Source organism: Mycobacterium asiaticum, assembly GCF_001673365.1.
GTDB classification, from domain to species: domain Bacteria; phylum Actinomycetota; class Actinomycetes; order Mycobacteriales; family Mycobacteriaceae; genus Mycobacterium; species Mycobacterium asiaticum_A.
The window spans coordinates 1-12,662 of sequence record NZ_LZLS01000137.1; the positions used below are offsets into that span (position 1 = coordinate 1).

Below are 12,662 nucleotides of genomic sequence, written 5' to 3' on the forward strand. Positions count from 1 at the left end.
CATGACCCGCACCACCTACGATGCAAATCCGCTTCCCCGGCTGACCCGCCACGCGACCCGCCACCCTCCCTGATCGATCCGATGTCTCAATTCCTGGGCTGCGAGCGTACAGCCGTCATTGCCCAGGGTGATGACTCTGTTGGGACGAGCGTACGAAATTTCCGGTCGCCCTACCGGCGTTTCAGTCGATTACTCAGCTGGATCTTTTGGTGCGACGCGTTGCCGCAGGTGAGCCGTACCCGAGAACGTAACCATCAACACTCCATCAGACGCGTCCGAGGAGGCTTATGCACTACTGCCAATCCGGCACCGGCTCAATGAGCACAGTAGCCGCTGATCCCAGGTGGTCCTGGGATTAGCCGACCGGGGCCGGGCCACGGGCGATTCTAGACAATCCCGGTGCCGGTCCTGGGATCACCAAGTACCCCGGAGGCAGGTACTTCGCGATATCGAGGCTAAGTTTGCAGGTGAACACGTAGCGATAGTCGTTGACATTCAGCCTGGCCCATACCTGATCAACCTTGCTTGGAAACGGAAGCAGCCAGTCCGGAAGCATCAACCCCTGTCGATCGGCGTAATACAAAATTGTGGGGTCCCAGTCACAGCCCATCACCACAATCAGGTCGTCTCGGTCGGTGACAGCCTTTATATGTTGCGCATCCAGGTCGGGTGCGGGCGCCATTGCCCATTGCATTGGGTTGTAGATCAGGACAGCTGAGCCAATCACGACGAGGCCGGTGACGGCGGCCGCAAAGACCTCCGTGTTCGACCGCACACGTCGGGCAAGCGCCACAATCCCTATGCCGACGGCGGCGACGATCGCCGGGTAGACGGCGATGAGGTAGTAACTGTGTGTGAAGTAGAGATTCAGTAGCAGCAGTGGTGCGGATATCGCGGTCGCAAGCCATCCCGCGCGACGGAAACGCTCGAGTTTCGTTGGAGCCCATTTGATACCGAGCACTGCCAGGACCACCCCCAGGAAAAGCGGTCCCGCGATCTCCAGACCAATCCTCGCAAGTGCCGGCGTGTAGGCGATCGGGTCCAGCCTTTGCTGCAGAGTTCCGAAATTCCAATCTTGCAGTTCTCCACTGGTCAAGTACTGCGCCACCGGATTGTGCCTCTTGATCGCGTCAGCATGATGAGCCCACGCGAGCCCCAGCGCCAAACCGGGTACCGGCCCGGCCACCAAGCCGGCGATCACCCGACGCCACGACCGATTCGCTGAGTATGCCGACACCGCCGAAACCAGGACGAGCACGCACCAAGCAGGCGGAGTGGTGGTCTTCACCAGAAACGCCAGCCACGCGCTGATCGAACCAAGAAGCAGCCCGACACTTGAACGGTCGCGGAACCAATAGTCAAGGCCGAGAACCATTCCGAGCGAAAACGCAACGGAGGGAAAGTCCACGAGCGCGGACGCGCCCCATGCTAATCCATACGGCGACAACTCGAACAGCGCCAATACCACGATCGTGGTGAGCTTTCCGTGCCACCGGTAAACCAGAACCGCCAACAGGATCGCCGAAGCCTGGAAACCCACGAGCCCTACGATGCGCATCGCCGAGTCAGAACCGAGACCCATGCGAATCAGCAGCGCCGCCATGGCCTGGGCAAGGGGAAACTCCATTGGCACATCAGCATTCGGCCCGAATACAGGCAAGGGAGTGTGCAGCAGATCGATACCGTGACGCGCGAATTCCAGTGCCGCATAAGTTGTCTGGGTTTGCCGGAACTCGTGCATTTCGTTGAGACGGTGCGACAGCTGCGGGATGCGAATCAACGTTCCAATGAGGATCGACGCGGTCAACCACGCCACGAACGGATCGACCGATCGGTAGACGTGACTCGTTAGAGCACGGACTCGGTTGCTCCTGGGTGCCGTTTCTACCCGGCTCGACATGTCAGAGGTAAGCAATCGGTCATCCCGCTTCAGGCCCGGATCGATGCCAGGAGATTGCTCACTTCTCGCTTGCTCCCGCGCCTAGCGTGGCCAACACTGCGTTCGTCTGATCGTCTTGGTGTTCAACGACGTTCAAGCAACCCCAGACATCCTCGACAATCTTGTCGGCCGGAATCTGCAGACCGCGGTAAATAGAGTGAGGCACGCCGACTACGAGGACATCGGCGCGTCCCAAAACGACGTCCAGCGGGTAGTAGTCCGGACCATCCAGGAACGGGTCATGCAACATGACCTTCCCCGCCTCGAGCATGAGAAGGTGCCGAAGTTTGAAGCTGAGCGAGTCGCGTGTGTCGTCGCAATCGGCCTTGAATGTCATACCCAAAAGTCCAACTGTCTTGTCGCGCAGATCGACTCGACGCTTGAGCATATTGACGATGAACTGCGGCTGACCTTCGTTGATGAGCATCGCGGAGTGGCCCAGCATGAAGTTGTTGTTGCTGAATGCAGCTAACTGCATGGTGTCCTTCAAGAGGCAAGGCCCCGCGGCCAGGCCGGCTTTAGGCAGGCTATCGACGCGTCCGTTCTTGTAAGTGGCCGCATGATGAACGCGGTCGAAATCGAGTCCCGCCTCACGGCTAAGCAGGTAGAACTGGTTGGCCACCGCAAATTGGATGTAGCGGTAAGCGTTGCAGAATAGCTTCGCTAGCTCGGCTTCCTGCGGCTCTACCTCGATAATCTCGGACGTTATCCGAGAGAAAAGATCGCGAACAATCCGGCGTCCGTCAGCGTCGAAGCCGCTGATGATCTGGGGAATCATTCTCAGCTCACGAATGGAGTGACCCTGCGCGATACGTTCGGGGCAGAACGTGACGTGCACACCGATCCCCCGCTTTTGAAACATGTCGTGGACACGTTGACTCAGACCCGGATAAACGGTGCTTCGCAATATCAGGGTTTGTCCGTCACGGAAGTACGGACTGATCTCATCGATGATGCGGAAGAAAGTGTGCGCTTGCGGAGTCAGGTATTCGTCCACCGGAGTACCGACGACGCAGATCACGATGTCGCAATTGCGCACTGCCCACGAGTCCGTGGTGGCCGAGATACGACCAGTGGGCAGCAGTCGCTCAAGCAGCTCCTCGGCGCCACTTTCGATGAACGGCATTCGGCCCGCCATGATGGATTTCAATGCGGCCGCGTTGGTATCCACGATGTCGACGTGGAAGCCCTCGTCCGCAAGCACCAGTGCCAGCGGTAGACCGACGTGTCCGGCACCGCCAATGATGCAAATGCGTTCACTGGTTTGAGTTGTCATGAGACGGCCGCCTCCCCGCATCTTCCCTAAATTGCGCACAGGGTGTCAGCACGCAGCTTCCCCCTCACCCTGAGACTTAGCCAGAGTGAAGCGTACGAGGTCCTGCGCGCGCACGCAGGGGTTTTGCACAATTTGCCAGCTGACCTTGGGTCGAAAACCGGCCGCGGCCTGCGCAAAGACAGCAAACATCGAACTCATGTCGCCCGCATTTCTAACTCCTGAATCCGTACGACCGATGGGTGTCCAGCCAACTCAGCCGATGCAGATTCTCAGTTCCGCCACCGCCCGGGCTAACCAGCGGTAATTTATTGAGCATGAGGCTCGTGGGGGGCGTCAGCGGCTACGGCGGCATGGCCACAAGCGACAAGAGGTTGCGCTACGTCGCGGTGGCGCTCGTCTTCTTAGCTCTTGGCCAAGGGCTCATCCAACTCTTCGGCCTTTGGCTGCACCACTACACCGCAGCGTCGTTCTTGGCGGCGGGTATCGTCACGGTGCCAAACTTCTTGGCTAACAAGCGGTTCGTCTGGCGCGTCGGTTCGGGCCCCAACTTGCGTACGCAGGCACTTGCGTTTTGGTTCGCCGTGATGTTGGCCGTGTCGTTGGCCACTTGCTTCACTTACCTGGTCGAGAAAGCCATGGTTGGCGAGCCGCGCCCAGTCCAGGGTGCAGTTGTATTCCTAGTTCAGGTGCTCGGCTTCGGCGTAGTTTGGATTGGCCGGTACTTCCTGTTGGACCGCTGGTTTTCGTCACCAGCCACCTACGGACAGATACTCGAACGACCGTTGGCGCACCAGGCGTCCTGACCGGCAGTTTGACCCGTCACCGGCGCTCGGAATCCCGCCAGAACCCGTCCCGCTGAACGGCACTCGACATGTTTGGCTGCGCCAGTATGCCTGCAACCCAACAGCTTTCACGACTCTGCACGGTTGAAGTACGGACACTGCCGATCGAGCGGCCCCGATGCGCATAGTATGTGGGACTTGTCGACGCATGCCGCTCAAAGGAGTCGCCAATGCCGGAACCGATACCGACTGCTGCGCCTGCATCCCCGCGGTAGACGATGCACTACCTGATCACCGGACACACCGGTTTCAAAGGCCCCTGGCTCGCATTACTCCTGCTCAGCCGCGGCCACCGGGTCTCGGGCTTGGCTCTCGATCCCCCGGACGGCAGCCTGTTCGACCGGGCCCGGCTCCCCGAGCAACTTCAAACCGACCACCGCATCGACATCCGCGACGCCGAAGCCACCACAGCAGCAATCCAGGACACCGCCCCCGACGTCGTCGTGCACCTGGCGGCCCAATCGCTGGTCCGGGAGTCCTACCGCAACCCGCGCTTTACCTACGAGACCAACGCCATGGGCACGCTGAACGTCCTCGAGGCCGTCGGCGCCACGAAGTCGGTCCGTGCGCACGTCGTCATCACCACCGACAAGGTCTACCGCAACGTCGACCAGGAAGCTGGCTACGTCGAAACCGATCCCCTCGGCGGCGACGACCCCTACAGCGCCTCAAAGGCGATGGCCGATCTGCTGGCCCAGTCCTGGATCCGCAGTTTCCCCGGCTGCCCTACCGCAATTGCCCGCGGCGGCAACGTGATTGGCGGCGGCGACGTCAGCCACGAACGGCTCTTCCCCGACTTGGTGCGCGCCTATGCCAGCGGTGCGGCTCCCCTGCTGCGGTTCCCGCGGGCGGTGCGCCCCTGGCAGCACGTGCTCGATTGTCTTAATGGCTACTTGGTGATCGCCGACGCGCTGTTGGCCGGCTCAGGATTAGGCCAGTGGAACATCGGCCCGGGTCGCGACAGCTTCGTCGAAGTAGGACAGGTAGCCACCCTGGCCGCCGACCTCTGGGGCGGTGGCGCCCACTGGGACAACCAACCCGGCGATCACCCCCACGAAGCGAACCTGCTGGCACTCGACGCCACGAAGGCCCAACAGGAATTAGGTTGGCGCAACCGCCTCGGCTTCCGTGAAGCTGTGTCCTGGACGATCGACTGGGAACGACGCGTACACGACGGCGCCGACCCACTCGCTGTCACCCAAGAACAGATCGAGGCATTCGACGCGCTAACGAAGGGGCACCCATGAGCAACCACACCTATCGCGTTATCGAAATCGTCGGCACCTCACCCGACGGGGTCGACGCGGCCATCAAGAGCGGGCTCACGCGCGCCCAGCAGACCATGCGCAATTTGGACTGGTTCGAAGTGCAGTCCGTTCGTGGTCACCTGGTAGACGGCGCCGTTGCCCACTACCAGGTGACCATGAAGGTCGGGTTCCGCCTCGAGGACTCCTAGCCCGCGACCTGTCCCGGCTCGGTGTACGCCGCGCCGAGCCCATGCACCGGCCGGTAGCCGCGCTTGCGGGCGCTGGCCGCGGCCTTGCGAATCAGCGCGTAGAGAGCGACGAACGCGGCATGGTCGGTCAGCACCAACGGCGTCAGCAACCGGTTGTGCACCACGCCGATCGCCAGCCCGGTCTCCGGATCACTCCACCCGACCGAACCGCCTAGCCCGACGTGTCCGAATCCAGGCATGACGTTGCCGAACGGCAGAGCGTGGTAGCCGAGATGGAAAGCCATCGGCATGAAGATGTTTCGGTCGCGCTGGATGACCCGCTCACCGGTCAGGCCGGCGACGAGTCGCCGCGACAGGAATTGGGTGCCGTCGACCTCGCCGCCGTTGGCGATCGCGCCGTACATCCGCGCCAGTGCGCGTGCCGTCACGACGCCGTTGGCGGCGGGAATCTCGGCGTCGAGCATGGCCATGTTGCCCGACACCGACGCAATGACCCCCGGGAAGTACATGGAGCGGTATCCGCCGGAGAACTGATTGGCGATCTTCTGGATCGCGTAATTCACCACCGGGGTGCCCGCGATGTCCTGGGGCATGATGATCTCGGCGGCGCGGGTGGGCGAGTCAGCCGGCGGGCGGCCAAGGTGAAAACCGTCGGTGCCCAGCGGCTCGGCCAACTCCTCGCGGAACAACACCCGCATGTCCTTGCCGGTGACCGCCCTGGCCAGTCCGGACATCAGCCAGCCGAAGGTCAGTGCGTGATAGGCAGGTTGTCCCAGCAGCCTCCCCGGGGATGCCGCCGCTAGCCGCTCCTCCATCTCAACGTGGTTGAAGATGTTCGCCTGGGTGGCCCCACGCAGCCCCGACAGCCCGGCGGTGTGCTTCATCACCTCGCGAACCGTCATGTCCGCCTTGCCGTTGGCTCCGAAGGAATGCCAGTACTCGGCTACCGGGGCCTCGTAGTCGATGAGCCCACGGTCAGCCAGCCGGTGGATAACCGTGGCCGCCATGCCCTTGGTCGCCGAGAACACCATGGGGGCGGTGTCCGCCGACCACGGCACCTCGCCGTTCCGGTCGGCCCAGCCCTTCCAGACGTCGACGACGGGTTGACCGTCGAGATAGACCGCCAGCGCCCCGCCGCCGAAGCGGTGATACGGGAACATGGTGGAGAAAGCACGAACAACGCATGCGAAGTGGGAGTCCGCGGCACCGAACACACCATGCCCTGCGTCAGGAGCATCGTGAGATCGAACAGCGCGGCGATTGACTCCGATGTCTACCGTCACCCTTTGAATTTACTTCGTTTTCAAAGAGGCCACTTGCAAACCCCCGACTTATTTACCCATCCGTTAGGGAGTTGCGATCTGAAGTATTTGCTGGGCGGCTAGCGCAGGGGTCAGTTCGCCGTCGCGAACCGCGCGTTCCACCTCCCGGCGGGCCTTGCGTACCGCGGGATTGGACATCACCCGGTCCAGCACCGTGTCACGGACCAACTGCCAGGTCCAATCCACTTGCTGATCGCGGCGGCGCGCCTCGAACTGACTCGCCTCGGTGAGCACCTCGCGATGCTTCTCCACGGTGTCCCACAACTCCGCAAGCCCGCTGCCCTCCACCGCGCTCATCGTGAGAACCGGTGGGCGCCAGAGCGTTTCGCGAGGGTAGATCAGCCTGATCGCGCCGGAGAGCTCGCGGGCGGCCATCCGCGCCTCCTTGAGGTGGTCGCCGTCGGCCTTGTTCACCACCACGATGTCAGCCAGCTCCAACACGCCCTTTTTGATGCCCTGCAACTGATCCCCGGCACGGGCCAGCGTGAGCAGAACGAAGGTGTCGACCATGTTGGCCACCGCCACCTCGGACTGCCCGACGCCGACGGTTTCGATCAGGATCACGTCGAAACCCGCCGCCTCCAACAGGACAATGGACTCCCGGGTGGCCTTTGCTACACCACCGAGCGTCCCCGACGTCGGGGACGGCCGGATGTAGGCGTCGGGCTGCGTGGCCAGGCGCGCCATCCGGGTCTTGTCCCCCAGAATCGAGCCGCCGGTGCGCGTCGAAGACGGGTCGACAGCCAGCACGGCCACCTTGTGGCCCTGCTCGATCAGGTGCATTCCCAGCGCCTCGATACTGGTGGACTTGCCCACCCCCGGTACGCCGGTGATTCCGACCCGGTGGGCGTTGCCGACGTCCGGCAGCAGCGCCAGCAGCAGTTCCTGGGCCTGTTCGCGGTGGTCGGGGCGGGTGGACTCGAGCATCGTGATGGCCCGCGGCAATGCGGCGCGGTCACCTGCGCGGATGGCGGCGGCCAGCTTCGCGATGTTCACTCTTTTCGCCTCTCGGCCGCGAACCCTCTGGGCCCTTGGGCCGCGAACCGAACCACACGGCGAGAAATCGCGGCGAAAATCGCGGTGTCGTTCGGCTCGCGGACGGGTGGGGCAGCCATTAGTCCAGCGAGTACCCGAGACGCTCGGCGAGCTTGTTCAACAAGCCCGTCGCGGAGTCAGCGATCACGGTGCCAGGCGGGTAAATGGCGGCGGCGCCGGCCTCGTACAGCTCGTCGAAGTCGCCCGGCGGGATGACACCGCCGACCACGATCATGATGTCGGGGCGTCCGACCTCGGCCAGCGCGTCGCGCAGCGCCGGGACCAGCGTCAGGTGACCGGCGGCCAGCGAGGAAACCCCGACCACGTGCACGTCGTTGTCGGCGGCCTGGCGGGCCACCTCCTCGGGCGTGGAGAACAGCGACCCGACGTCCACGTCGAAGCCGATGTCGGCGAACGCGGTCGCGATCACCTTCTGGCCGCGATCGTGGCCGTCCTGGCCCATCTTGGCGATCAGAATTCGGGGCCGGCGACCGTCGGCCTCGGCAAATTTCTCCACGAGTTCGGTTGCTTCGGACAGCCCGGTGATGTTGGACCCTCCCTGAATTTCGTCGCGGTAGACCCCGGCGATGGTACGGATTTCGGCCTGGTGCCGCCCGTAGACCTTCTCCAACGCGTCCGAGATCTCGCCGACGGTGGCCTTATGCCGGGCCGCGTTGATGGCCAACGCCATCAGGTTGTTGCCCAACCCATCTTCTCCGGTGGCGCCCTGCTCTGAGGCCGCACGCGTCAGCTCAGCCAGCGCGGCCTCGACGGCCGCCTTGTCCCGGCTGGCCCGCAGTTCCTTCAATTTGGCCAGCTGCTCGGCACGCACCCGACTGTTCTCGACCTTGAGGACCTCGATCTCCTGGTCCTCTTCGACCTGATATTTGTTGACCCCGATCACCGGCTGCTGGCCGGAGTCGATGCGGGCCTGGGTGCGCGCGGCCGCTTCCTCGATCCGCAGCTTCGGGATGCCTTCGCTGATGGCCTGGGCCATGCCGCCGTGTTCGGCGACCTCCTCTATGTGGGCGCGGGCCTGCTGCGCAAGCTGATGGGTCAGCCACTCCACGTAATACGAACCCGCCCAAGGGTCGATCGGCCTGGTGGTGCCCGATTCCTGCTGCAACACCAACTGGGTGTTACGCGCGATGCGGGCCGAGAAGTCGGTGGGCAACGCCAGCGCCTCGTCGAGGGCGTTGGTGTGCAGCGACTGGGTGTGGCCCTGGGTGGCGGCCATCGCCTCGATGCAGGTGCGGGCGACGTTGTTGAACACGTCCTGGGCGGTCAGCGACCATCCGGAAGTCTGCGAATGTGTGCGCAGTGAAAGCGATTTGGCGCTCTTGGGATCGAACTCCGCAACCAGCTCGCTCCACAACAGGCGGCCCGCTCGCAGTTTGGCGACCTCCATGAAGAAGTTCATGCCGATGCCCCAGAAGAACGACAGCCGAGGCGCGAACTTGTCGATATCCAGGCCCGCGTCCAGGCCCGCCTTGATGTACTCGACGCCGTCAGCCAGTGTGTAGGCCAGCTCCAAATCCGCTGTGGCACCAGCTTCTTGGATGTGGTAGCCCGAAATCGAGATAGAGTTGAACTTCGGCATCTTGGCACTGGTGTAGGCGAAGATGTCGGAGATGATCCGCATCGAGGGCTTGGGCGGATAGATGTAGGTGTTGCGGACCATAAACTCTTTGAGGATGTCGTTCTGGATGGTGCCGGCCAGCTTCTCCGGCGGCACCCCCTGCTCCTCGGCAGCCACCACGTACAAAGCCAGGATCGGCAGCACCGCACCATTCATCGTCATCGACACAGACACCGCCGACAGGTCGATGCCGTCGAACAGTTGGCGCATGTCGAGGATGGAATCGATTGCCACACCGGCCATTCCGACGTCGCCCTGAACACGGGGATGGTCGGAGTCATAGCCGCGGTGAGTGGCCAGGTCGAAGGCCACCGACAGACCCTTCTGGCCGGCGGCCAGATTGCGGCGGTAGAACGCGTTGGACTCCGCGGCGGTAGAGAATCCGGCGTATTGACGGATGGTCCAAGGCTGGTTGACGTACATCGTCGGGTACGGCCCCCGCACGAACGGCGGTTCGCCGGGAAAGCTGTTGAGCGGGTAGCCATCTTCGCCGGCCGCGGCGCGGTCCGCGGCGATGTAGACCGGCTTGACGTCGATGCCTTCCGGCGTCTGCCACTGCAATTGGTCGGGGCTGTACCAGTGGGCCTTCGCCGCGGCGGCGACGTGCTCTTCCACCTGAGCTTCGGTGGGCGGTTCTGTGGTCCGGTCGCTGTGCAGCGGAACGTCGGAGAAGCTGCCGATCGAGGGAACAGTAGCCGTCATAATCTAGGCCCCCAATCTGGTAAGCAGATCCGAAAGCGCTTCGACCGCATTGATTTTCGCTGTCAAGAACTCGTCGGGACGGTGATCGCTCTCACCCAGTGCCTTTTCTGGCCCGGCCAGGTATAGCCGTTCGATGCCGGCCGCGCGCGCCGCTTGGACAACACCGGCAACCTCATCCGGGTAGCGCTTGTCGGTTCCGCAAATCACCGCCACAATCGGGGATTCGGCGTTCCGGACGGCTTCTGCGACGCTATCGGCGTCGACGGTGCCGGGGTTGATCGCCTCAATTCCACCGGATGCCAACAAGTTCGAGGCGAACGTGGTGCGGATGTTGTGCTCGGCCAACGGCCCCAGCGGCAGCAGCAGCACCTGCGGACGCTTGCCGTGTTGGTCCAAGTAGACGTCCGAGCGATCGCGCAGTGCCTCGAATTCGGCGGCGTAGCGCAGCACGTGTCCGGCCCGTTGCAACGAATCCCCTTGCGGCAGCGGCGCTTCACCCAGGTTGGGAAATTCGTTGACACCGGTGATCGCGATGCGGCGATGCGCGATATCGTCGGCGCGTTTGGTAGCAAGTTCGCCGATTTTTGCGGCCAGATAGTCGTGGGCCTCGATGAACCCGCCGTGCGCTTCGATGGATTGGAAATGCTGCCAGGCTTGTTCGGCCAACTGCTTGGTGAGGTCCTCGACGAACCACGATCCGCCCGCGGGATCCAGCACCCGGCCCACGTGCGACTCTTCGAGTAGCAGCAGTTGGGTGTTGCGGGCGATCCGGCGCGCAAAGCTGGTCGCGGTCCCCGGCCATCCGCCGGGGATGGAGACATCGAACGCGTACACCAGGACGGTGTCTGCGCCGCCCACACCCGCCCCGAAGGCGGCCAGCGTGCAGCGCAGCATGTTCACCCACGGGTCGCGCTGAGTCATCATCGGCAGCGATGTCTCGGCGTGCACAACGGCCGCACCGCCGTCGGGATCCCCGGCGACCTCGGCGACCCGCGCCCACAGCTGCCGCACAGCGCGCATCTTGGCCAGCGTCATGAACTGGTCGTCGTCGGCAGCAAGTCGGAAACTGATCTGCTTCAGCGCCTGCTCGACCGTCATCCCGGATTCGGTGAGGACCCGAAGGTAAGTGACGGCGGCAGCAATGGTGGCGCCGAGTTCCCACGCCGCGGTGGCGCCCAGGTTGTGGAACGCCGGCCCGTCGACGGTCACCGCGCGAACGCCTTGGGCGTCGGCGGCGCGTTTGGCGACCGTCACGACGTCCTCGACAGTCGGCGCGCTGCGGTCACTGAACGTTGCGGTCAGCGGATCGGCGCCCAGGTCAACCGACACCGTGGCGCGCTGGTCGTCTTCCACCGCATCGACCAGCGCCAACATGGCGTCAGCCGCCGCGACGTAGTCAGCACCGGCGTCGAGGATGACCGGCGCCATGCTCAGGTACACGCCCTCGAGCAGCGCCTCGATTCGCTCCGGCGCCAACCCGGACTCGCCCACGCGCAGCAACAGCCCGCTCACGCCCTCTCCGAGGGCGCCCAACAGCACCGCGTTGGCCTCGGCGGGATCGATACCGGGGGTCGGGAAGGCTTCGACGACCTTCCAGCCGGACTTCACGTCGCGTGTTGCGTCGCCACCCCGCACAAACGGCCAGTGACCGGGCAGCGGCGGCTCGGGCAGCTCGTCGAACGCGGTATAGAGCGGGCGGATGACGAACCCGTCGTAGGTGGGGGTTTCCAACCGCTCTTCCGGGTGGTCGCCGAGATCGGCCGGATCAGTTCGGGTGCTCTTGGACAGCACACCGGCAACCGCACTGCGCCAGCGCCCGCGAACCTGTTCTAGGTCGGCGAGTTCGGGTACATCAATGGACACCGATTAGCTCCTGTTTCTGCAGCAACAGACGGCGTTGCTTAACTAAGAAGGCTAATTGATTCCGGCCCGAATTTAGGAATCGCGAACCGCCCAGCGACTGGCCGCTACGACGAAACGCCAGACCGGAGAAACTCGATATTCATTTTCGTTCCGTACTCTTGGGAGCCGTGACGACCGCCGCGATCAGCAAAACCACCGATACGGTGCGTGGTATCGCCGCGGCCGTGGTCTCGGCGGCGCGTCAGACGTCGTTGCCGAGGCTGGTTGTTAGCGTGGTGGGAATCACAGCCGTGGTGGCAATCGCGCTGCTGGTTCCGCTGCCGACGGCAGTGGAGATGCGCGAGTGGGCTCGATCGCTGGGGCCGTGGTTTCCGCTGGTGTTCTGGCTCACTCACACCCTCGTCACCGTGCTGCCCTTTCCCCGCACGGCGTTCACGCTGACCGCGGGGTTGCTGTTCGGCCCGGTGTTCGGTGTGGGCATCGCGGTGACGGCCAGTACGGCCAGCGCGGTGCTGGCCGTACTGCTGATCAGGGCCACCGGATGGCGGCTCAACCGGCTCGTTCGCAGCCGCACCATCGGCCGACTCG

9 protein-coding genes and 1 pseudogene are annotated in these 12,662 nt (G+C 63.6%); 4 read left to right on the forward strand and 6 right to left on the reverse strand.

Annotated features, from left to right (window positions below):
• Window positions 1-355: 355 nt before the first annotated feature.
• Both A5634_RS14675 and A5634_RS14680 read right to left on the reverse strand, forming a co-directional pair.
• On the reverse strand, window positions 356-1,816 hold the full coding sequence (locus A5634_RS14675) for an ArnT family glycosyltransferase (protein WP_065144777.1): 1,461 nt from the start codon (window positions 1,814-1,816) through the stop codon (window positions 356-358).
• A gap of 142 nt (window positions 1,817-1,958) precedes the next feature.
• On the reverse strand, window positions 1,959-3,215 hold the full coding sequence (locus A5634_RS14680; RefSeq protein ID WP_065144778.1) for a nucleotide sugar dehydrogenase: 1,257 nt from the start codon (window positions 3,213-3,215) through the stop codon (window positions 1,959-1,961).
• A gap of 314 nt (window positions 3,216-3,529) precedes the next feature.
• Here A5634_RS14680 and A5634_RS14685 point away from each other — a divergent pair, with 314 nt between their 5' ends.
• From A5634_RS14685 to A5634_RS14695, 3 genes are all read left to right on the forward strand, one after another.
• Window positions 3,530-4,018 carry a GtrA family protein gene (locus A5634_RS14685; RefSeq protein ID WP_065144779.1) on the forward strand — a complete coding sequence of 163 codons (489 nt, stop codon included), beginning with the start codon at window positions 3,530-3,532 and terminating at the stop codon, window positions 4,016-4,018.
• Window positions 4,019-4,275: 257 nt separating this feature from the next.
• Window positions 4,276-5,304 carry a CDP-glucose 4,6-dehydratase gene (rfbG, locus tag A5634_RS14690; protein ID WP_065144780.1) on the forward strand — a complete coding sequence of 343 codons (1,029 nt, stop codon included), beginning with the start codon at window positions 4,276-4,278 and terminating at the stop codon, window positions 5,302-5,304.
• Complete coding sequence (locus A5634_RS14695) at window positions 5,301-5,513, forward strand: dodecin (protein ID WP_065144781.1); 213 nt, start codon at window positions 5,301-5,303, stop codon at window positions 5,511-5,513. The genes rfbG and A5634_RS14695 overlap by 4 nt, the downstream gene beginning before the upstream one ends.
• Here A5634_RS14695 and A5634_RS14700 read toward each other — a convergent pair.
• The 4 genes from A5634_RS14700 to mutA all read right to left on the reverse strand — a co-directional run bounded on the left by A5634_RS14700 (window position 5,510) and on the right by mutA (window position 12,074).
• Window positions 5,510-6,796 (reverse strand): serine hydrolase domain-containing protein, encoded by a 1,287-nt coding sequence (locus tag A5634_RS14700; protein WP_065144782.1) that lies wholly within the window; start codon window positions 6,794-6,796, stop codon window positions 5,510-5,512. The two genes, A5634_RS14695 and A5634_RS14700, sit on opposite strands and share 4 nt — an antisense overlap.
• A 63-nt stretch (window positions 6,797-6,859) precedes the next feature.
• On the reverse strand, window positions 6,860-7,831 hold the full coding sequence (gene meaB / locus A5634_RS14705; RefSeq protein ID WP_065144783.1) for a methylmalonyl Co-A mutase-associated GTPase MeaB: 972 nt from the start codon (window positions 7,829-7,831) through the stop codon (window positions 6,860-6,862).
• Window positions 7,832-7,949: 118 nt separating this feature from the next.
• The gene (scpA, locus tag A5634_RS14710) at window positions 7,950-10,211 is read right to left on the reverse strand and encodes a methylmalonyl-CoA mutase (RefSeq protein WP_065144784.1); all 2,262 of its coding nucleotides are present in this window, start codon (window positions 10,209-10,211) and stop codon (window positions 7,950-7,952) included.
• A 3-nt stretch (window positions 10,212-10,214) separates the two neighbouring features.
• Window positions 10,215-12,074 carry a methylmalonyl-CoA mutase small subunit gene (gene mutA / locus A5634_RS14715; protein WP_065144785.1) on the reverse strand — a complete coding sequence of 620 codons (1,860 nt, stop codon included), beginning with the start codon at window positions 12,072-12,074 and terminating at the stop codon, window positions 10,215-10,217.
• A 167-nt stretch (window positions 12,075-12,241) separates the two neighbouring features.
• Here mutA and A5634_RS14720 point away from each other — a divergent pair.
• Window positions 12,242-12,662, forward strand: a pseudogene (locus A5634_RS14720) (TVP38/TMEM64 family protein); the annotation flags it as partial.